This is a genomic window from Pseudoxanthomonas suwonensis J47 (assembly GCF_000513955.1).
Classification (GTDB): domain Bacteria; phylum Pseudomonadota; class Gammaproteobacteria; order Xanthomonadales; family Xanthomonadaceae; genus Pseudoxanthomonas; species Pseudoxanthomonas suwonensis_C.
Genome location: NZ_KI911331.1, coordinates 32,817 through 54,422, shown reverse-complemented (window position 1 = coordinate 54,422; position 21,606 = coordinate 32,817). Strand labels below are relative to the sequence as shown.

The 21,606-nt window shown below is 71.8% G+C and carries 15 protein-coding genes; 7 read left to right on the top strand and 8 right to left on the bottom strand.

Annotation, left to right across the window (positions count from 1 at the left end; translation table 11 throughout):
• The first annotated feature begins 28 nt into the window (after window positions 1-28).
• From uxaC to M503_RS0113650, 3 genes are read left to right on the top strand one after another with little or no spacing between them, the layout of a single operon-like run.
• On the top strand, window positions 29-1,453 hold the full coding sequence (gene uxaC, locus M503_RS0113660) for a glucuronate isomerase (protein ID WP_028916822.1): 1,425 nt from the start codon (window positions 29-31) through the stop codon (window positions 1,451-1,453).
• 43 nt (window positions 1,454-1,496) lie between these two features.
• Entirely contained in the window at window positions 1,497-4,265 is a 2,769-nt protein-coding gene (gene galB / locus M503_RS0113655) for a beta-galactosidase GalB (RefSeq protein WP_081721060.1), read from the top strand.
• Between the two features lie 10 nt (window positions 4,266-4,275).
• Entirely contained in the window at window positions 4,276-5,427 is a 1,152-nt protein-coding gene (locus tag M503_RS0113650; protein WP_028916820.1) for an endo-1,4-beta-xylanase, read from the top strand.
• Window positions 5,428-5,548: 121 nt separating this feature from the next.
• On the opposite strand, the gene M503_RS0113645 is transcribed toward M503_RS0113650, so the two are convergent.
• Entirely contained in the window at window positions 5,549-6,046 is a 498-nt protein-coding gene (locus M503_RS0113645) for a hypothetical protein (protein ID WP_197017236.1), read from the bottom strand.
• A gap of 220 nt (window positions 6,047-6,266) precedes the next feature.
• Here M503_RS0113645 and creB point away from each other — a divergent pair, with 220 nt between their 5' ends.
• The 4 genes from creB to M503_RS0113625 all read left to right on the top strand — a co-directional run bounded on the left by creB (window position 6,267) and on the right by M503_RS0113625 (window position 9,291).
• Window positions 6,267-6,935 (top strand): two-component system response regulator CreB, encoded by a 669-nt coding sequence (creB, locus tag M503_RS0113640; RefSeq protein WP_037061497.1) that lies wholly within the window; start codon window positions 6,267-6,269, stop codon window positions 6,933-6,935.
• 1 nt (window position 6,936) lies between these two features.
• Window positions 6,937-8,364 (top strand): two-component system sensor histidine kinase CreC, encoded by a 1,428-nt coding sequence (gene creC / locus M503_RS0113635; RefSeq protein WP_028918787.1) that lies wholly within the window; start codon window positions 6,937-6,939, stop codon window positions 8,362-8,364.
• Between the two features lie 91 nt (window positions 8,365-8,455).
• Window positions 8,456-9,100, top strand: coding sequence for a DNA-3-methyladenine glycosylase (locus tag M503_RS0113630; RefSeq protein WP_051414636.1), 645 nt, complete (start codon window positions 8,456-8,458; stop codon window positions 9,098-9,100).
• Complete coding sequence (locus tag M503_RS0113625; RefSeq protein WP_024867504.1) at window positions 9,097-9,291, top strand: hypothetical protein; 195 nt, start codon at window positions 9,097-9,099, stop codon at window positions 9,289-9,291. The genes M503_RS0113630 and M503_RS0113625 overlap by 4 nt, the downstream gene beginning before the upstream one ends.
• A gap of 833 nt (window positions 9,292-10,124) precedes the next feature.
• On the opposite strand, the gene ligD is transcribed toward M503_RS0113625, so the two are convergent.
• From ligD to M503_RS0113590, 7 genes are all read right to left on the bottom strand, one after another.
• The gene (gene ligD, locus M503_RS0113620) at window positions 10,125-12,680 is read right to left on the bottom strand and encodes a DNA ligase D (RefSeq protein WP_028918789.1); all 2,556 of its coding nucleotides are present in this window, start codon (window positions 12,678-12,680) and stop codon (window positions 10,125-10,127) included.
• Window positions 12,681-12,685: 5 nt separating this feature from the next.
• The gene (locus M503_RS17215) at window positions 12,686-12,862 is read right to left on the bottom strand and encodes a DUF3606 domain-containing protein (RefSeq protein ID WP_081721058.1); all 177 of its coding nucleotides are present in this window, start codon (window positions 12,860-12,862) and stop codon (window positions 12,686-12,688) included.
• Between the two features lie 70 nt (window positions 12,863-12,932).
• Window positions 12,933-14,243, bottom strand: coding sequence for a gluconate:H+ symporter (locus M503_RS0113610; RefSeq protein WP_028918790.1), 1,311 nt, complete (start codon window positions 14,241-14,243; stop codon window positions 12,933-12,935).
• Window positions 14,244-14,330: 87 nt separating this feature from the next.
• Window positions 14,331-16,346, bottom strand: a complete 2,016-nt coding sequence (locus M503_RS0113605) for a YjhG/YagF family D-xylonate dehydratase (protein WP_028918791.1) — start codon at window positions 16,344-16,346, stop codon at window positions 14,331-14,333.
• Complete coding sequence (locus M503_RS0113600) at window positions 16,343-17,161, bottom strand: fumarylacetoacetate hydrolase family protein (RefSeq protein WP_028918792.1); 819 nt, start codon at window positions 17,159-17,161, stop codon at window positions 16,343-16,345. Before M503_RS0113600 ends, M503_RS0113605 begins: the two co-directional genes overlap by 4 nt.
• A 78-nt stretch (window positions 17,162-17,239) precedes the next feature.
• Entirely contained in the window at window positions 17,240-18,730 is a 1,491-nt protein-coding gene (locus M503_RS0113595) for a mannitol dehydrogenase family protein (RefSeq protein ID WP_028918793.1), read from the bottom strand.
• Between the two features lie 114 nt (window positions 18,731-18,844).
• A complete protein-coding gene (locus M503_RS0113590; RefSeq protein WP_081721057.1) occupies window positions 18,845-21,592 on the bottom strand; it encodes a glycoside hydrolase family 3 protein in 2,748 nt (915 codons plus the stop codon).
• Window positions 21,593-21,606 lie beyond the last annotated feature (14 nt).

Here is a 21,606-nt window from a genome sequence, read left to right as displayed (position 1 = left end):
TTCCCGCCTACGCGATACCGGATCCCCCATGAGCGCCACCGTCCGCCCCCTGCACCTGCACGAAGACCGCCTGTTTCCGGCCGACCCGGCGCAGCGCGGCATCGCCCGCCGCCTGTACGCGCAGGTCGCCGCGCTGCCGATCGTCAGCCCGCACGGCCACACCGACCCGGCCTGGTTCGCCGGCAACGCCAACTTCGCCAACGCCACCGAACTGCTGCTGGTGCCGGACCACTACGTGTTCCGCATGCTCTACAGCCAGGGCATCGACCTGGACGCGCTGGGCATCCCCCGCGTCGACGGCAGCCGCGCGGCGGTGGATCCGCGCGAGGCCTGGCGGCTGTTCGCGCGCAACTTCCACCTGTTCCGTGGCACGCCCTCGTCGCTGTGGCTCAACCACGTGTTCCACGAGGTGTTCGGCCTGCGCGTGCGCCTGGACGCCGGCACCGCCGACCACTACTACGACACCATCACCGCGGCGCTGCAGACCGATGCCTTCCGCCCGCGCGCCCTGTTCGAGCGCTTCGGCATCGAGGTCATCGCCACCACCGAAGGCCCGCTGGACCCGCTGGCCCACCACCAGGCGATCCGCGACAGCGGCTGGAGCGGCAGGGTGGTCACCGCCTACCGCCCGGACGAGGTGGTCGATCCGGAACACGAGGCCTTCGCCGGCGCACTGCAGCGTTTCGGTGAGATCGCCGGCGAGGACGTGCTCAGCTGGGACGGCTACCTGCGCGCGCACCGCAACCGCCGCGGGTTCTTCAAGTCGATGGGCGCCACCTCCACCGACCACGGCCACGAAAGCGCGCTGACCGCCGACCTGTCGCGTGCCGAGGCCGAACGCCTGTTCGCGAAGATCCTCAAGGGCGGCTTCAGCGCGCAGGAAGCGGCGCTGTTCCGCGGCCAGGTGCTGACCGAGATGGCGGCGATGAGCCTGGACGACGGCCTGGTGATGCAGCTGCACCCGGGCTGCCATCGCAACCACAACCCGCGGCTGTTCGCGCGCCATGGCCGCAACGTCGGCGCCGACCTGCCGCTGCCGACCGAGTACGTGCACGCGCTCAAGCCGCTGCTGGACCGCTTCGGCAACGAGCCGGGCTTCCGCTTCATACTGTTCACCCTCGACGAGAGCACCTACTCGCGCGAGCTGGGCCCGATGGCCGGTCACTACCCGTGCCTGTTCCTCGGCCCGGCCTGGTGGTTCCACGACGCGCCGGAAGGCATGTGGCGCTTCCGCGAGCAGACCCTGAGCACCGCCGGCTTCTACAACACCGTCGGCTTCAACGACGACACCCGCGCCTTCCTGTCGATCCCCGCGCGCCACGACGTGGCCCGGCGCATCGACTGCGCGGTGCTGGCGAAGCTCGTCGCCGAACACCGCATGGAAGAGGACGAAGCCGCGGAAGTCGCGGTCGACCTCGCCTACCACCTGCCCAAGCGCGCCTACAAGCTGTAACCCCGCGGGCGCATCCCGCGCCCGCCGCCGTGGAGTTGCCTGCATGACGACCGAGACCCTGCCGCGCCCGCGGCATCGCCCGCGCCGCCTCGCCGCGCTCCTGCTTGGCCTGGCGGTCCTGGCCGCTGGCCTGCCGGTGGCGGCCACCGAACCGGCGCCGCGCGAACGCATCCGCCTCGACCAGGGCTGGCGCTTCCATCGCGGCGATCCGCCGGGCGTGGAAGGACGCCTGGACTACGACGTCCGCCCGCAGGTCGAAGCCAGCGCCGACGGCAGGGTGGCCGACGCACGCCCGGACGAAGCGGTGCGGGTGCAGGCCGACCGGCCCGTGCTCAAGCCGTGGATCCTGCCCACCGCCAACCGCTTCATCCGCGATCTGGCGGCACGCCACGAGCGACCCGCCACGCCGCCGCAGGTGGGCGACATCCCGTTCCTGCAGCCCGGTTACGACGACAGCGGCTGGGAAACCGTCACCCTGCCGCACGACTGGGCCATCGCCGGCCCCTTCATCGCCGAGGGCCCTTACGGCGGCATGGGCCGGCTGCCGAGCTGGGGCGTGGGCTGGTACCGGCGCGACCTCGACATTCCCGCCAGCCAGCGCGGGCGCCGCGTGTACCTGGACATCGACGGCGCCATGTCCTACGCCACGGTCTGGCTCAACGGCCAGCTGGTCGGCGGCTGGCCCTATGGCTACAACAGCTGGCGCGTGGACCTCACCCCGTACGTGGAAGCCGGCGGGCGCAACACCCTGGCGATCCGCCTGGACAACCCGCCGGAGTCGGCCCGCTGGTATCCCGGCGGCGGCCTCTACCGCGACGTGTGGCTGGTGACCACCCCGCCGGTGCACGTGGCGCAGTGGGGCACCACCGTCACCACGCCGGAAGTGTCGGCCGAAGCGGCGGAAGTGCGGCTGTGCGTGGAAGTCGACAACACCAGCGACGCACTGCTGCGCGTGCAGGTGGAAAGCGAGCTGTTCGCGCTGGGTGCCGATGGCAGGCCGACGGGCAAAGCGGTCGCCCGCTTCGCGCCCGCGTCGCTGGAGATCGACGCCGGCGGCACCGGCACCACCCGCGCCAGCGCGCGCATAGCCCGCCCGCGGCTGTGGGGCCCGCCGCCCAGGCAGCAGCCGCACCGCTACGTCGCCGCCACCACCGTGCGCCAGGACGGCCGCGTGCTGGACCGTTACGAAACCCGCTTCGGCATCCGCCGCCTGGAGTTCGACCCGGACCGGGGCGTGGTGGTCAACGGCGAGCACATCCCGCTGCGCGGGGTGAACCAGCACCACGACCTCGGCGCGCTGGGCGCGGCCTTCAACCGGCGCGCGGCGCAACGCCAGCTGGAGATCCTGCGCGGCATGGGCGTCAACGCCATCCGCCTGGCGCACAACCCGCCCGATCCGCGGCTGCTCGAACTCACCGACGCGATGGGCTTCCTGGTCATCGGCGAGATCTTCGATTCCTGGGAAAAGAAGAAGACGCCGCTGGACTTCCACCTGGTCTTCCCCGAGTGGCACGAGGCCGACCTGCGCGCGATGCTGCGCCGCGACCGCAACCATCCCTCGATCTTCCTGTGGAGCGTGGGCAACGAGGTCGGCGAGCAGTACGACGGCGAGGCCGGCGCCGCCCTCGCCCGGCGGCTGGTACGGATCGCCCGCGAGGAAGATCCCACCCGCCCCACCACCGCATCGATGAACTGGGCCAAGGCGGACATGCCCTTCCCCACCGCGTTCGACGTGGTCAACCTCAACTACCAGGGCGAGGGCATCCGCCAGGAGCCGGAGTTCGAGGGCACCGAACGCATCCGTACCCCGCCTTCCTATCCCGCCTTCCGCGCCACCTTCCCCGACAAGGTGATCTTCGGCAGCGAAACCGCCTCGGCCGCCAGCAGCCGCGGCATCTACCTGTTCCCGGTGACGCCGAAGCAGAGCGCGCCGATCCGCGACGGCAGCGGCGGCGACTCGCGCCTGCGCCAGGTCAGCGCGTACGAACTGCACGCGGTGGACTTCGGGGCCAGCGCCGACAAGGTGTTCGCCACGCTGGACCGGCATCCCTACGTGGCCGGCGAGTTCGTCTGGAACGGCTTCGACTACCTGGGCGAACCGACGCCGTACTACGAGGCGCGCAGCTCCTACACCGGCATCATCGACCTGGCCGGCTTCCCCAAGGACCGCTACTTCCTCTACCAGTCGCGCTGGCGGCCCGACCTGCCGATGGTGCACGTGCTGCCGCACTGGACCTGGCCGGGCCGCGAAGGCCAGGTCACGCCGGTACACGTGTTCACCTCCGGCGACGAGGCCGAGCTGTTCGTCAACGGCGTCTCGCAGGGGCGGAAGAAGAAGGGCCAGTACGAGTACCGGCTGCGCTGGGACGAGGTGGTCTACCAGCCCGGCGAACTGCGCGTGCAGGCCTGGCGCGACGGCAGGCCGTGGGCGGAAACCCGCGTCGAAACCGCCGGCGCGCCCGCGCGGCTGGCGCTGCAAGCGGACCGCGCGCGCATCGCCGGCGACGGCCGCGACCTGGCCTTCGTCACCGTGCGCGTGCTCGACGCCGCAGGCCGCCTGGTGCCAACCGCGGACGACGCGATCGAGTTCCAGGTCGAAGGCCCGGGCGTGCTGGTGGCCACCGACAACGGCGATCCCAGCGACCTGGTCGCCTTCCCCTCGCCGCGCCGCCAGGCCTTTTCCGGCCTGGCGCTGGCGATCGTCCGCGGCATCGACGGCCAGCCCGGGCAGGTCACCCTGCACGCCCGGTCCGGGACGCTGCAGGGCGCCCGCGTCACCATCACCACCACGCCGGCCGAGGCCGTGCCCTGAGGAGCGAACCATGCGCATCCCGATCCTGACCCTGGTCGCCGGCCTGGCCATGGCCGCCACGCCCGCCGGGCGCGCGGCGCCTCCGCCGGCCACGCTGAAGGCCGCCTTCGCCGAGCACTTCCTGCTCGGTACCGCGGTCAACGACGACATCGTCTCCGGTCGCGACGCGCGGGCGCAGGCGCTGGTGCCGCTGCACTTCAACGCGATCACCGCCGAGAACGTGATGAAGGCCGAGGTGGTCAACCCGGAACCGGGCGTCTACGACTTCGCCGCCGCCGACGCCTTCGTCGAATTCGGCGGGAAACACGGCATGTTCATCGTCGGCCACACCCTGGTCTGGCACAACCAGACCCCGGACTGGTTCTTCCAGCGCGAGGACGGCACGCCGGTCGGCCGCGAGGCGCTGGTGGAGCGCATGCGCGGGTACATCGAACAGGTGGCCGGGCGCTACGCCGGGCGCGTGCACGCCTGGGACGTGGTCAACGAGCAGATCGGCGAGGACGGCCGGTACCGGCCGACGAAGTGGGTCGAGGGCATCGGCGACGGCGACGAACTGCTCCGCCTGGCTTTCACCTTCGCCGCCCGTTACGCGCCGGATGCCGAGCTGTACTACAACGACTTCAACGCCTGGCGCCCGGAGAAGCGCGACGGCATCGTGCGCATGGTGAAGATGCTGCAGGCCCACGGCATCCGCATCGACGGCATCGGCATCCAGGGCCACTGGGGCCTGGACTATCCGTCCACCGCCGACATCGAGGCGGCGATCGACGCCTACGCCGCGCTGGGCCTGAAGGTGATGATCACCGAACTGGACGTGGACGTGCTGCCGCTGACGAAGGAGGGGCAGATCATCGGGCAGGGCATGATGCACCCGCAGTTCCAGCTGCCGGAATTCAAGCGCTTCCTCGACCCGTACCGCGACGGCCTGCCCGACGAGGTGCAGCAGCAGCTGGCCGCGCGTTACGCCGAGCTGTTCCGCGTGTTCCGCGACCGCAGCGACAAGCTGCACCGGGTCAGCGTCTGGGGCGTGCACGATGCGATGTCGTGGAAGAACGGCTATCCCATCCCCAACCGCACCAACTACCCGCTGCTGTTCGACCGCCAGTACCAGCCCAAGCCGGCGCTGCGCGCCGTACTCGACGTCGCCGCCGGCAGGGACTGAGCTTCCGGTCGCCGTCCGCGTCGCCTCCCTGATCGCGAAGCTGCCCCTTTAGAGCGGGGCTTGCCCCGCTGCTCTTGCGGTTCGCGGGTCTACCGGCCCGGGGAGCGGGGCAGGCCCCGCTCTACAGGGGTTGCTCCGTCCCGGCGGCGAGGGCGAACAGTCCCGCCGACAGCAGCCACATCCCGACCCAGAACGCGGTCAGCACCGCCTCCAGCGGCCGCCCGACCATCAATGCCAGCAGCACGGTCAGCCCCTGCGCCACCGCCGTGGCGACCATGACCCGCGCCAGCCCGCAGGCGCCGAACCTGGCCAACAGCGCCCCGCCCACCGCCACCAGCAGCACCACCGCGTGCGCCAGGTTCGCAGGATTGCCCTCGTCGCCGATCAGGCCCACCGCCAGGTTCACCCACACCAGCAGGAACCCGGCCAGGATCGCCACCGCCGCGCCGGCGCGGTAGGCCCAGTGCCGTCCCAGGCGCACCGCGACCTCGAAGCCGCCGCAGGCCACGGCCAGCATCGCGCCGAACACCAGGAAATCGAGCGCGCCCCAGTCGAACTCGCGGGTGAAACGCATCGCCACCCAGGGCAGCGCCAGCAGTCCCGCCGCACCACCCCACATCAAGAACCGCCACCAGGAACCCGTTCCTCTCCCGCGATTGCCGGCCGCTGCCGCCATGTGCCTTCTCCTTCGTCGTGTCATGGACCGCGCCGTGGGGCCCAACGGTACCGCCGCGCAAGCGTGGCCGCGTTCTGTGTGCTGGATATGAAGCGGAGGCGAAGCCGGTGCGGTCGTCCGGACCACGGGTGGCGGCTAGACTGTCGCCACGCGGGAGGTGGCGATGGCGCAGGTACTGCTGGTCGAGGACGAAGGCGCGATCGCGCAGGCGGTCGAGTTCGCGCTGCGCGCCGACGGCCTGGACACCGTGCACGCCCTGGCCGGCCAGCAGGCGCTGTCGCTGGCGGCCACCCGGCACTTCGACCTGGCCATCCTCGACGTCGGCCTGCCGGACATGGACGGCTACGCCCTGTGCCGGCAGCTGCGGCGGCAGCACGACCTGCCGGTGATCTTCCTGACCGCGCGCGGCTCGGAGCCGGAGCGGGTGTTCGGGCTGGAGCTGGGCGCGGACGACTACGTGACCAAGCCGTTCTCGCCGCGCGAACTGGTGGCGCGGGTGCACGCGGTGCTGCGTCGCGCCGGCGGCGGCGGCGGCGCCTCCGGCGGCGCGTTCCGCCACGACGTCGCCGGCCACCGCGTGTTCTACCGCGGCCAGGCGCTGGAACTCACCCGCTACGAATACGCCCTGCTCGCCGCGCTGCTGGCGCGGCCCGGCGCGATCCTGACCCGCGCCCAGCTGATGGACCGGGTCTGGGGCGCGGACAGCAACAGCTCCGACCGCACCATCGACACCCACATCAAGACCCTGCGCGCCAAGCTGCGCGAGATCGAGCCCGGCGCCGATCCGATCCAGACCCGGCGCGGCCTGGGCTATTCGCTGCGGGTGGGCTGAGGTGCGCACCGGCGCGCGGATCCTGCTGGGCTACTTCGCCATCGTCGGCCTGGCCGCGGTGCTGCTGGGCCAGGTGTTCATGGCCCAGGTGAAGCCGGGCGTGCGCCAGGCGATGGAGGACACCCTGGTCGACACGGCCAACGTGCTGGCCGCGCTGGCCAGCGACGACCTGCTCGCCGGACGCATCGCCGACGGCCGTTTCGCCGCGCACGTGCGCTCGATGCAGGGCCGCGACCCCGGCGCGGAGATCTGGGGCTTCCCCAAGCGCGCCACCGCGTACCGCATCTACGTGACCGACGCGCGCGGCACCGTCGTGTTCGACAGCGCCGGCCGCGACGTGGGCCGCGACTACTCGCGCTGGAACGACGTCCACCTGACCCTGCGCGGGCGCTACGGCGCGCGCTCCACCGCCGAGGACCCTGCGCATCCGGAGTCCTCGGTCATGCACGTGGCCGCGCCGATCCACGACGAGGCCGGCGCCATCGTCGGCGTGCTGACCGTGGCCAAGCCCAACAGCGTGCTGGCACCGTTCATCGAGCGCAGCCGACGCACCGTCCTGTACTGGGGCATCGCCCTGCTCGGCGTCGCCTTGCTGGTCGGCATCGTCACCGCGGCCTGGCTGTCGCGCCAGCTGGGCGCGCTGCGCGGCTACGCACGCGCGGCCACCGCGGGCGAGCGCACGCCGCTACCGGCGCTGCGCGGCGAGTTCGCCGAGCTTGGCCAGGCAATGGAAAGCATGCGCGTGCAGCTGGAAGGCAAGCAGTACGTCGAGCGTTACGTGCAGGAGCTCACCCACGAGATGAAGAGCCCGCTGGCGGCGATCCACGCCAGCGCCGAGCTGCTGGAAGGACCGCTGGATCCGGCGGACCGCGAGCGCTTCGCCGGCACCGTGCGCGAACAGGGCGAACGGCTGACGCGCATGGTCGCGCGGATGCTGGCGCTGGCCGCGGTCGAGCACCGGCAGGCGCTGGAAACGGTCGCGCCGGTGCCGGTGGCCGGGCTGCTGGAAGCCGCGGCCGCCGGCATGCAGCCGGTGCTGGAGGCGCGCGGGCAACGCCTGCGCACGCGGATCGACAGCGACCTGATCGTGGCCGGCGATGCGTTCCTGCTGCGCCAGGCGCTGGAGAACCTGCTCGACAACGCCTCGGGTTTCGCGCCTGCGGGCAGCGAGCTGGAGCTGGAAGCCTCGAGGGAGGGGGAGGAGGTCGTGCTGCACGTGCTCGACCGCGGCCCCGGCGTGCCGGACTATGCGCTGGAGCGGGTGTTCGAGCGCTTCTACTCGTTGCCGCGCCCGGACGGCGCGCACCGCAGCAGCGGGCTGGGCCTGTGTTTCGTCGCCGAGGTGGCGGACCTCCACGGCGGCCGCGCGACGCTCGGCAACCGCGCGGACGGCGGGGCCTGCGCCAGCCTGTACCTGCCGGCAGCCTGAACCGGCGCCACCGCCGCGCTTGACGCGGCACTCGCGACGGCGGTGTTATCCGGTGCACATGCGCGACGAGCACCGGCCCGGTCCCCACGCAATGCACTCGTTCGCCGGGCCCGCCGGCGCGGCCCGCTGGCGCGTGCTGGAGCGCGACTTCTACCGGCGCCACCCGGCCGAGGTCGCGCCTGAACTGCTGAACAAGATCCTCTGGCGCGCGGACGGGCGCGCGGCGCGCATCGTCGAAGTCGAGGCCTACGCCGGCAGCGAGGATCCGGCAGCGCATTCATTCCGTGGCCGTACCGCGCGCAACGCGACCATGTTCGGCGAGGCCGGCCACCTGTACGTGTACTTCACCTACGGGATGCACTGGGGCAGCAATGCGGTGTGCGGCGAGGTCGGCGAAGGCATGGGCGTGCTGCTGCGCGCGGGCGAGCCGGTATCCGGCACCGAGGCGATGCGCGCGGCACGCCCGCGTGCGCGCGTGGATCGCGACCTGGCCAGCGGCCCGGGCAAGCTGTCGCAGGCTTTCGGCATCACCCGCGAATTCGACGGAGCGGACCTGGTCGAAGGCGACCAGGGCCTCTGCATCGTCAGCGACGGCACGCCGCCGCCGCGTCATCCGGCCATCGGTCCACGCATCGGCATCAGCCGGGCGATGGACTTTCCCTGGCGCTGGCACGTCCCGGACCATCCGCATGTCTCGGTACGCCCGCGCCGCCCGGTCAACGGAGGCACGCCATGACCGTTCTGCTGGACCGGCCGCTGCGCCGCGAAATCAACATCGAAGGCCAGGCCTACACGCTCACCATCGATCCGCAGGGCCTGAAGCTGGTGCCCAAGGGCCGGCGCAAGGGCCTGACGCTCGGCTGGACCGAACTGGTCAGCGGCGACGCGGCACTGGCGACGGCATTGCAGGCGTCGCTGGAGGACTGACAAGCGTTCCTTCTCTCCTTCCATGAGAGGGGCGGGGTGAGGGTCGGGCGACCGACGGCGCTGGCACGTCCACACCTCCACGCCACCCGTAGCCCGGATAAGCGAAGCGCATCCAGAGATCGGCATGTGGTGAACGCGCACCTTTCCAGCGGTCGGCTTCGGCGGGAGCCGCGGCAGNACGGGGGTATGGCGCATCGCGCGGTTCCGCCGTCCGCGCCGGGAATGAACCATGGCGCTGGCGACGACTGGCGCGTCGCCACGCGCCAACTACCTCACCGCTCCCCCAGCGTCTGCGAACGCATGCCATCCATGGCGTGCTTGCGCCATATCCCCGCGCTACCGCGTCTTTCGGCGCTTCAGGGTCGTGGCTTCGCTCTTTGCACCCTCCGGGAGCGGGGTCGGGGGTGCTGGGCCGGAACCCAGCGGCGTCGGAATACCTACCCTCTCCCCAACCCCTCTCCCGGGGGGAGAGGGGCTTTTCACGCCGCCAATAGAAGCTCGGCCTCAACGCGCCCCGAGGACGTCGTCCCAAGGGGGTATGGCGCAAGCGGCACATGGATGTGCTGCGCTCGCGTGTTGGAGCAGGACGCGGAACCGCGCGATGCGCCATACCCCCTTGGGGCGGCGGCCCCGACCGGAGCCCGCGCCCCCAATGCTGTTGCTGTTGCTCGGGCCTTTGCATTCGGGGCGACTAGCCATCTCCGTCCACAGCTCGACGCTGATGGAAGGCATCACCCTGGACCGCTTCAGGGTCCCGGTGACGCTGCGGTCGGGCACGCGCCGATTTCCAGGCGGAACCGCGACCCTGCGACCCTCACCACGACACCGCAGCGTCAGTCCTCTTCCGCCCACCGCGAAAGGTTCTGCCGGATCGCGTCGATCCCTTCCCACGGATCCTTGCGCCGGCGTCGCAGTCTCGCCGGCACGTCCTTCATGGTGAAGGCGTTGGCGCGCTGAAGTTTCGCCAGCTCGCTCCATGACAGCGGCATGGCCACGGGTGCGCCTTCGCGCGCGCGCAGGGAGTACGAGGCCACCGCGGTGGCGCCGCGGCCGTTGCGCAGGTAGTCGACGAAGATGCGGCGGTTGCGGCGGCTCTTGGTCGCGGTGGCGAGGAAGCGGTCCGGCTCCGATCTCGCCAGCGCGTCGGCGAAGCCGTGGGCGAAGCGGCGGGTGAGGTTCCAGTCGCAGCCGGGATTCAGCGGCACCACCACGTGCAGGCCCTTGCCGCCGGACGCGCGCAGGAAACTCTCGAGTTCCAGCTTCGCCAGCAGCTTGCGGATGTCCGACGCCGCGCGCTTCACCTCGGCGAAGGGCACGTCCGGCCCCGGGTCCAGGTCGAACACCACGCGATCGGCGCGGTCCGGGTCGGCGGCATGCGCGCCCCAGGGATGGAACTCCAGCGCGTTGAACTGGACCAGCTCCATCAGCCCGACCAGGTCCTCGACCACCAGGTAGTACGCGTTGTTGCCGCCCTCCTCCTTCAGCCGCACCGAGGACACCCGCTCCAGGCCAGCGGTGTGGTGCTTCTGGAAGAAGCAGGATTTCGCCGTGCCTTCCGGGCAGCGGATGATCGACAGTGGACGGCCGGCGATTTCCGGCAGCAGGTGGTCGGCCACCGCCTCGTAGTAGTCCCACACGTCCTGCTTGGTGGCGCGGATATCGGGGAACAGGATCTTGGTCGGGCTGGAAAGCTTCGGCAGGTCGCGCCCGTTGTCCTGCTTTGTCGCGCGTTTCGTGGTGCCCTTCTTCGTCGCCGCCTTCTTCGCGGTCCTCCCGGCCGCCTCCGGCGCCGGCGCCCGGTCGCTGTCCGCCAGGTCGGCCACGGACTTGTCGGAGCGCACCGCCTTCAGCGAGGGCTGGCGCAGCAGCTCCTGCCGGCCGATGCCGCGGTAGAACACCTCGACCACGAAGCGCGGCTTGAACCAGGTGGCGCTGCGCAGGTCGGTGTCGGTGGTCCCCACGAAGGCGGTCGGTGTCCTGCTGCCGCCCCTGGCCAGCTTCGCCGTCACCTCGCGCATCGTCGCGTCATTGAAGCCGCTGCCGACGCGGCCCACGTAGCGCCAGCCGTGCTCCGGATCGGGCCTGGCCAGCAGCAGCGAGCCGAAGCCGGTGCGCGAGCCTTTCGGTGCGGTGTAACCGACCACCGCGAACTCGTCGCTGGCCAGCAGCTTGGTCTTGCGCCAGTCGTCGCCGCGGCCGGAGTGGTACGGGCGGTCGGCGCGCTTGGAGATGATGCCTTCGAAGTGCTGCTCGCCGGCCGCGCGATAGGCCTCGTCGCCGTCGCCTTCGACATGCGAGCTGTAGGCCATGTGCGCGGGCGCGCCCTGCAGCAGTTCCTGCAACAGCGCCTTGCGTCCGGCCAGCGGCGCGCGCGAAATGTCGATGCCGTCGAGGTGGATCAGGTCGAACAGCACGTAGGACAGCATGCCCTGGCGTTCGCCCGAGAGCGTGGACTGCAGCAGGTTGAAATCCTCGCGGCTGCCGCGGCCGGCGATCAGCTCGCCGTCCAGCGCCGCCGACTTCAGGCCTAGCGCCTCGACCGCGGCACGGATGTCGGGGATCTTCGCGGTCCATTCCAGCGCGTTGCGCGACCACAGGCGCACCTCGCCCTCGCGCACCGTGGCCAGGATCCGGTAGCCGTCCCATTTGAGCTCGTGCAGCCACTGCCCGCCCTGCGGCGGCGCGTCGCCCAGCCGCGCCAGCTGCGGTTCGAACGGGCCATCGGGAGCCGCCGCGGCGCGCGCGCCTTCCAGCGCCTTCGCCCGTTTCGCCCAGTCCCTGCGACGGCCCTTGCGCACCGGCACCGTGGCCAGCTTCTTCCGGCGCTCCTTGCCCTTGCCGGCGCGCTTCGCGTCCTCCGGCGGCGGCGCGGCGACATCGGCGAGCAGGTCGTCGGCTTCGAGCTTGCCAGCGTACGCGTCCTTGTCCTTGAACAGCAGCCACTGCGGCTGCTTCGCCGGCTTGCCCGAGCGCACCAGGTGCCAGCCGCCCTTGAGCTTGTCGCCGAACAGCTCGAAGCGCAGGTGGCCCTTGGCCAGCTGCGCTTCCGGATCGCCCTCGGTGGACCACACGCCCTGGTCGAAGCGCGCGACGTGGCCGCCGCCGTACTGGCCCTTCGGGATCTCGCCCTCGAACCCGGCGTAGTCGACCGGATGGTCTTCCACCTCGACCGCCATCCGCTTCACATCCGGGTCATAGCTCGGGCCCTTCGGCACGGCCCAGCTCTTGAGCGCGTCGCCCACCTGGAGGCGGAAGTCGTAGTGCCGGCGCGAGGCGTGGTGCAGCTGGACGACGAAGATCGCGCGCTTGCCCTTCGGCAGCGGCTTGCCAGGCTCGGGCTCGCGGGTCCGGTCGAAGCTGCGCTTGCGCCGGTAGTCGACCAGGCTCATCGCGCCTACTTGCCGAGATGGCGCCGCACTGCCTCCGCGGTCGAACCCACCGCCTGCACGGCATCGCGCAGTTCCTGCTCGCTCACGCCCAGGGCTTCGGTCCAGTAGCGGACCTCGTAGTCCTCGTTGAGGTTGATGCGGTCGCGGTCGGGCCGGCCCGGATTGTTCCTGTCGTCGCTCATGGTCCTGCTCCTGCGGGCGTGAGCCGCAGGGTGGCCCCGCCGCCGTGGTGCGTCCGTGAACGCGGCCGCGTCAGCGCAGCACCAGGTCCAGCAGCAGCACGCCGGCCAGGCCGACCAACGAGATCGAGGACTCCATCACCGTCCACGAGGCGAAGGTCTGCTTCATCGACAGGTTGAAGAACTCCTTGAACATCCAGAACGCCGAATCGTTCACGTGCGAGCCGAACACGCTGCCTGCGCCGACCGCCAGCACCATCAGTTCCGGCGAAGCCCCGGAGGTGCCGACCAGCGGGCCGACCACGCCGGCGGCGGTGATCACCGCCACGGTCGCCGAGCCGATCATCACCCGCAGCACCGCGGTGGCCAGCCAGGCGAACACCAGCGGCGGCATCTGCCAGGTGGCGCTGAGCGCCGCGATCCGCGCGCCGACGCCGCTGTCCACCAGCACCTGCTTGAACACGCCGCCGGCGGTGATGATCAGCAGGATCACCGCGATGCCGGAGATCGCCGCGTTGAGCCAGCGCGTCTGCTCGCCCAGGCCGACGCCGCGCCGGTAGCCCAGCCACCAGAACGCGGCCAGGGTCGAGATCAGCAGCGCCACGGTGGGATTGCCCAGGAACAGCAGGGCCGTGCGCACCCGCCCTTCCGGCAGCAGCGCATCGGCCGCCACCGACACGCTGATCAGCAGCACCGGCGACAGCGCGACCAGGAACGAGCACCACGCACCGGGCAGTTCCTTGTGCAGCGTCGTCGAGGTGAACAGGTCCGGCAGCGGCGGATTGATCCCCTGCATGCGCCGGCCCAGGAACGGCCCGGCGAAGACCACCGCCGGCATCGCCATGACGATGCCGTACAGCAGGGTGCGGCCCATGTCGGCGCCGAAGGCGTTGACCAGCACGACCGGCCCCGGATGCGGCGGCAGGAAGCAGTGCGTGGTGCTGAGCGAAGCCACCGTGGGAATGGCCAGGTAGAGGACCGGCAACCCCGTCTGCCGCGCCAGCGAGAAGATCAGCGGCACCAGGATGATGAAGCCGGCGTTGAAGTACAGCGGGATGCCGACCAGGAAGCCGGTCAGCAGCAGCGCCCACTGGATGTTGCCCTCGCCGAAGCGGCCGATCAGGGTCGCGGCGATCTTCTCCGCCGCGCCGCTTTCCTCCAGCACCTTGCCGAGGATCGCGCCGAGCACGATCACCAGCGCCAGCCCGGAAAGCGTGCTGCCCACGCCGGCGTCGATGGTCTTCAGCAGGTCCTGCGGGGCGATGCCCAGCGCCAGTCCCATCGGGATGGCCACCACCAGCAGCGACAGGAACGGGCTGAGCTTGCGCGCAGTCAGGAAGATCTGCAGCGCGATGGCGGCGGCGATGACGAGGAACGTGACCATCCAGCAACTCCGCTCCAGGTTCGGTGGTCCACGGCCGGCCGGTGCCGGCGCGCGGTGGCGGTTCCGGCGCGCGCGCCGGCCATGGCGTCAGTCGTCCCCCGCCTCCGTGCGGCGCCGCGCCAGCGCCTCGCGCCCGGCGCGCAGGGTCTCGACGATGGCGTCGACGTCGTACACGCAGCCGCCCCAGGTGCCGCCACTGGCGTCCTGCAGCGCGGCCCACAGCCGCGTGTCGGCCGGCAGGCGCGGATGCGGCGCGATCGCCGGGTGCGGTGCACGCGCGGCCAGCAGCGCGGCCGCCTCCTCCACCGGCAACGGCCGGTCGGGATCCGAGCCGATGAAGTCGATGCGCCCTTCCAGGGTGTTGCGGTCGATCTCGATGCGCACGATATCGCCATCGCGCAGGCGGCCGATCGGACCGCCGGCCAGCGCTTCCGGCCCGACGTGGCCGATGCAGGCGCCGGTGGACACCCCGGAGAAGCGCGCGTCGGTCAGCACCGGTACGTGCTTGCCCCAGGGCAGGTACTTCAGCGCCGAGGTGAGCTGGTAGGTTTCCTCCATGCCGGTGCCGGCCGGGCCGCAGCCGGCCAGCACGACCACGTCGCCGGCGCGCACCGCGTCCTCGCCCTGGCTCTTGATCGCGCGGATCGCCTCGTGCTCGCCGGCGGACACGCGCGCAGGCCCTGTGTGGCGGTACACGTTGTCGGCGTCGACCACGGTCGGGTCGATGGCGGTGGCCTTGATCACCGCGCCGTCCGGGGCGAGGTTGCCGACCGGGAACACCAGCGCGGCGGTCATCCCGGCCGCGCGCGCGGCGTCCGGTCCCATGATCACCTGGTCGGGATCGACGCCATCGAGTTCGCACAGGCGCGCGCGTGCCGCGGCGCGGGCGCTGCTGTGCTCCCACCACGCCAGGTTCTCGCCGAGCGTCTGCCCGCTCACCGTCGGTACGTCCAGGTGCAGCAGGCCCATGGCGCGCAGGTGCAGCATCACCTCGGGCACGCCGCCGGCCATGAACACCTGCACGGTCGGGTGGTGGCGGGGGCCGTTGGGCAGCGCGTCGACCAGCCGCGGCGTGGCGCGGTTGGCGGCGATCCAGTCCTGCACGGTCGGCCGCGGCAGCCCGGCGGCATGCGCGATCGCCGGCACGTGCAGCAGCAGGTTGGTGGAACCGCCGAACGCGGCATGCACCAGCATCGCGTTCTCGACCGCCTTCGAGGTGAGGATCGCCGACAACGGCGTGCCCTGCCCCGCCAGCCGCATCAGCGCCAGCGCCGAGCGCCGCGCCATGTCGCTCCACACCGGTTCGCCCGAAGGCGCCAGCGCGCTGTGCGGCAGGGCGATTCCCAGCGCTTCGGCGACCACCTGCGAGGTCGCCGCGGTGCCGAGGAACTGGCAGCCGCCGCCGGGCGAACCGCAGGCACGGCAGCCCATCGCCGCGGCGTGTTCGAGGTCGATCAGGCCATGGGCGAAGCGCGCGCCGATGGTCTGGACCTTGCCGGCATCCTCGGCGCCGCGCGCCGGCAGGGTCACACCGCCGGGCACGACCACGCCGGGCAGGTCGCCGCAACCGGCCAGTGCCAGCATCATCGCCGGCAGGCCCTTGTCGCAGGTGGCCACGCCGAGCACGCCGCGGCGCGTGGGCAGCGAACGGATCAGCCGGCGCATCGCCAACGCCGCGTCGTTGCGGTACGGCAGGCTGTCGAACATGCCCGTCGTGCCCTGGGTGCGGCCGTCGCACGGGTCCGAGCACATCACCGAGAACGGCAGGCCGCCGTGCGCACTGAAGGTCTCGGCGGCGGCGCGCACCAGCCGGTCGATTTCCCAGTGGCCGGTATGCAGGCCCAGCGCCAGCAGTTGGCCGTCTTCGGCGCGCAGGCCGCCCTGGGTGCTGACGATCAGGTAGGGATCGCGCGCGACCTCGCTGGCGCGCCAGCCCATGCCGGCGTTCTGGGTCAGGCCGAACAGGTCGCCGCTGGGCGCCTCGCGCAGCATGCGCGCGTCGATCGGCAGCGAGCCGACCGGGCCCGCGCCGGAGGTGCGCGTGCTGGCCAGCGCGCCGCCATCGCCGAGGATCGCCTCGATGCCGGCTTCGCGGCTGCTCATGACACCGGGTTCTCCAGCGCCAGTCCGCCTATGCCGATGCGGACCACATCGCCGGCCTGCAGGGTGAAGTCCTCGCCGGGCACGATGCCGGTGCCGGTGAACAGGAACGCGCCCTGCGGGAACGCGAGCTCGCGGAACAGGAAGCCGGCCAGTTCCTCCAGGCCGCGCTTGATCTGCGAGGTGCGGGTCTCCCCGGCGAACACGGCGGCGCCGGCCCGCTCGATCCGCAGCGTCACCGGCAGGTCGCGCAGTTCGTCCGCCCTGCCGAGCGCGATCCCCGGGCCGATCGCGCAGGCGCCGTCGTAGACCTTGGCCTGCGGCAGGTACAGCGGGTTCTCGCCCTCGATGCTGCGCGAGGACACGTCGTTGCCCACGGCGTGCCCGCGGATCGCGCCGGTGGCATCCAGCAGCAGCACCAGCTCCGGCTCCGGCACGTTCCAGCCGCTGTCGCCGCGGATGCGGATCGGCTGGCCGTGGCCACGCACGCGCCATCCGTTGGCCTTGAAGAACAGCTCGGGCCGCTCGGCGCCGTAGACTTTCTGGTACACGTCGGCGCTCTGCGACTCGGCCTCGCGCGCCATGCGGCTGCTGAGGTAGGTGACGCCGCTGGCCCAGGCTTCCTGCGCGTCCTCGATCGGCGCCAGCAGCGGCGCATCGGCGGCATCGCCGAGCGGCTGCGCCGCCAGCCAGGCGTAGGCCTCGTCCAGCGGCCGCGCCAGCCAGGCGCCCAGGCTGAAGTCCGCCGGCAGGTAATAGCCGTCGAGTGCCCAGCGTGGTCCATCGGCAGTGCCGTGGCGGGTCAGGTACGCAGGCATGGCAGGCTCCACGAACGAGAGGACGGGACGGTCAGGACCGCAGCGGGAACTCCCGGCGGCGATGGCGGGAAACGGGATTCATTGCACGCCGCCCTCGTCGGCCAACGCCGCGGCCACGGCGCCCGGCAGGGCGTCGCCGAGCCGGGCGTAGGCGGCGCGCAGCGCGTGGACGAAACGCGGTTCGCCCGACAGCGCACCGAACACGCTGTCCAGGCGCAGGAAAGCCTCCACGTCGCGCACCGGATCGCCGCTACAGGCGCGCCCGAGTCGCGCCAGCGCGTCGGCCAGCGGATCGACGAGGGCGATGCCGCGCGTGGCCTGGCGGCGGACGAAGCACATCCAGCCGGCCACCGGCACGCACAGCCGTGCGATCGGCCGTCCCGCGTCCAGCGCCTCGGCAATCGTGCCGAGCAGGCGCACCGGCAGCTTCTGCGAACCGTCCCAGGCGATCTGCGCCAGCAGGTGGCGGATGGCGGGATTGCGGAAGCGCTCGAGGATCGCTTCGACGTAGGCCTCCGGATCGAAGCCGTCCAGCGTCGGCAGGCTGGGCACGATGTCCTCGCGCATCAGCCGCTCGACGAAGGCCGCCAGGCACGGCTCGCGCATCGCCTCGGCCACGGTGTCCAGCTCCAGCAGCGAGCCGAGGTAGGCCAGCGTCGAATGCGGTGCGTTGAGCAGGCGCAGCTTGGCGCGGTCGTAGCCGGCGATGTCGGCGCTGAGCACCACGCCGGCGCGTTCCAGCGGCGGGCGCCCGTTGCGGAAATCGTCCTCCACCACCCATTGCGTGTACGGCTCGCGCTGCACCGGCCAGGCATCGTCCACGCCCAGGCGCGCGGAGACGCGTTCGCGCAGGGCGTCGTCGCTGGCCGGGGTGATGCTGTCGACCATCGAGCGCGGGAACGCGACCTCGGCCTCGATCCAGCCGGCAAGCCCTGCGTCGAGCTGCCGCGCGTACTGCAGCACCGCGCGGCGCAGGCGGCCGCCGTTGTCGGCGAGGTTGTCGCAGCTGAGCACGGTGTACGGCGCCACGCCGCGCCCGCGGCGCAGGCGCAGGCCTTCGACCAGCCAGCCGATCGCGCTGCCGGGCGTGCGCGGGCTGGCGAGGTCGGCGGCGATGTCCGGATGCGCCAGGTCGACGCCGTCCGCCGACAGGCAGTAGCCCTTCTCGGTGATGGTCAGGGTCACCAGCCGTACCCCGGGGTCGGCCAGCCGGGCCAGCACCGCCTCGCGCTCCTGCGGCGCGCACAGCACCTCGCGGATCGAGCCGACCACGCGCAGCCGCTCGCGTTCGCCGAGCAGGGCCAGCGTGTACAGCCCGTCCTGCGGGCGCAGTGCGTCGCGTACGCCGGCGCTGTGCAGCGAAACCGCGCAGATCGCCCAATCAGGATCGCCCGCCAGCAGGTCGTCGATGTACACCGCCTGGTGCGCGCGATGGAACGCACCGGGGCCGAAGTGGACGATGCCGATCGAGGTGCTGGCGCGATCGTAGGCGGGCACGGCCACCCCGGCCGGCAGTGCGGCCAGGGTTCCATCGGACAACCGGCGGATGGCGGGAACGGGGGATGCCATGCGTGTCCTGTGGTGGAAGAAGGCTCGGCGGGGCCGGCGACCCTGGGAGTTGCCGTCGACCCCGCCTCGCCAATACCGTCCGCCCCGGAGAGAGAAACGGACGGGTGGAACGCCTCAGTCGCGCGTGACCGCCAGGGTGGTGCGCGCGCGGATGTCGGCGCTGGAGGCGCCGGCCTGGATCTCGTACTCGCCGGGTGCGACCACGTAGGCGGACGCGGCGGTGTCGTAATGGCGCAGGTCGCGGGCCGGATCGAGCACGAACCCGACCTTGCGCGACTCGCCCGGCTGCAGGTGCACGCGCTGGAAGCCGCGCAGCTCCTTCAGCGGCGCGCCCTCGCGCTGCGGCCCGCGCACGTACAGCTGCACGACCTCGTCGCCGGCGCGCTGGCCCTCGTTCTTCACCGTGACTTCGACCCGTACCGGCTCGTCCGCGGCGGTGCGCCTGCGATCCAGCGCCAGCCCCGAGTAGCCGAAGCGCGTGTACGACAGGCCATGGCCGAACGGGTACAGCGGCTCGCCGCCAAAGTAGCGGTAGGTGCGACCCTTCATCGCGTAGTCGTCGAACGGCGGCAGCTTCTCGTCGGCGCTGTAGAAGGTCACCGGCAGGCGGCCGGCCGGGTTGTAGTCGCCGAACAGCACGTCGGCCACGGCGTTGCCGCCACGCTGGCCCGGATACCAGGCGACCAGGATCGCCGGCAGGTTCCGCTTCGCCCAGTCCACGCCCAGCGCCGAGCCGGTGGTCAGCACCAGCACCACCGGCTTGCCGGTCGCGTGCACGGCCTCCAGCAGCTTCTGCTGGGTGGCGGGCAGGCGGATGTCGGTGCGGTCGCCGCCGGCGAAGCCCGGGTAGTCGACGCGCATCTCCTCGCCTTCGACATCGCCGGTCAGGCCGCCGACGAACACCACCGCGTCGGCGCTGCGCGCCGCTTCCAGCGCCTGCTCGAACGGCGGCTGCGCGCCCGGCTGCGCCCAGGCCAGGCGCACCGCCGAATCGCGCTCGTTCTCGTAGTACTCCAGGCGGATGTCGTAGGCGCGGCCGGCCTCCAGCTCGACGGTGACGCTGTCCGCGCGCAGGCGCTCGGCGTCTTCCCAGTGGTCGATCAGCAGCTTGCCGTCCAGGTACAGGCGCATGCCGTCGTTGGCCGCGGCCTCCAGCCGGTACTGGCCGCTCACCGGCGACAGCAGCTGGCCGCTCCAGCGGATGCTGAAGCCGTCGTTGGGCACGGCGTTGTCCGGGCCGGCCTCGCCGCGCGCCATCAGGTTGTCGGTGGGCGAACCGCGGTCCCAGCGGAACGCGATCTGCGGATCCACCCGCACCAGCACCGGCTCGCCGGACAGGTCCTTGTTGCGGAAGTACTCGCCGCGCAGGCCGCGCTCGCTGGAGCCCGGTTCCGGACGCAGGTACTGCGGCTCGACCAGCGGCGTGGCCGCCGGATCGTCGCGGCCTTCGACCAGGTCGACGCCGCGCGCGTAGACCACGTCAACCCCCGGCGCCGCCTCGCGGATGCCGCGCACGATGGTCACCGGGTCGGCGGGCGTGCCGTAGTAGTTGCCGAGCAGGGCCATGGTGTCGTCGGCGGTCGGGCCGACCACCGCCAGGCGGCGGATGTCCTTCGACAGCGGCAGCACGCCGTCGTTCTTCAGCAGCACCAGCGATTCCTGCGCCATCCTCCGCGACAGCGCGTCGTGTTCGGCCGACTGGTTCACCGAGGGCGGGACCTGCGCCCACTTGACCTGTTCCGGCGGGTCGAACATGCCCAGGCGCATGCGCGCCACGAACAGCCGGGTCAGCGCATCGTCCAGCTCGGCCTCGCTGATCAGGCCCTTCTTCACCGCCACCGGCAGGTGCTGGGCGTAGGTGCTGCCGCAGTTGAGCTCGGTGCCGTTCTTCACCGCCAGCGCCGCCGCTTCCTCCGGCGTGGCCACGATCCTGTGGTTCTTCCAGATGTCCACGATCGCCCAGCAGTCGGACATCACGTAGCCGTCGAAACCCCACTGCGTGCGCAGCAGGTCGCGCAGCAGGAAGCGGCTGGCGCTGGCCGACTCGCCGTAGACGCGGTTGTAGGCGCCCATCACCGCGTACACGTCGGCCTCCTTCACCAGCGCCTCGAATGCCGGCAGGTAGGTGTCGTAGAGGTCCTGCTTCGAGGGATGCACGTCGAAGGTGTGACGGTCGGCCTCCGGGCCGCTGTGAACGGCGAAGTGCTTGGCGGTGGCGTCGAGCTTGCGGTACTTCGGATCCAGCGGCTGCCCGGTCCGCGGATCCATGCCCTGCAGGCCGCGCACGAAGGACACGCCCATGCGCGCGGTCAGGTACGGGTCCTCGCCGTAGGTCTCCTGGCCGCGGCCCCAGCGCGGGTCGCGGAAGATGTTGATGTTGGGCGACCAGAAGGTCAGGCCCTGGTAGCGGCCGCGCTGGCCCTTGCGGGCGAACTCGTGGTGCTTGGCGCGGGCCTCGTCGCTGATCGCCGCGGCGACCTGGTCCATCAGCGGCACGTCGAAGCTGGCCGCCATGCCGATCGCCTGCGGGAACACGGTCGCGCCGCCGGCGCGGGCGACGCCGTGCAGGGCCTCGTTCCACCAGTCGTACTGCGGCACGCCCAGGCGCTCGATCGCCGGCGCGTCGTTCTGCATCTGCGCGGCCTTCTCCTCCAGGGTCATCCGCGCCACCAGCGCGGCGGCGCGTTCCTCGAAGCCCAGCGAGGTGTCCAGCCAGGGCCGCGCTTCCTCGGCCTGCACCGCCATCCACGGCAACGCCGCCAGGGCCACGGCGCAGCCGCGCGCGAGCAGGCGGCGGCGCAGCGCGTCGCGGGCCGGCGTGGCGGCGGGGTGCTTGCGGGGACGTGCGTGGTTGGGGCTCATCGCTTGCTCCTTCT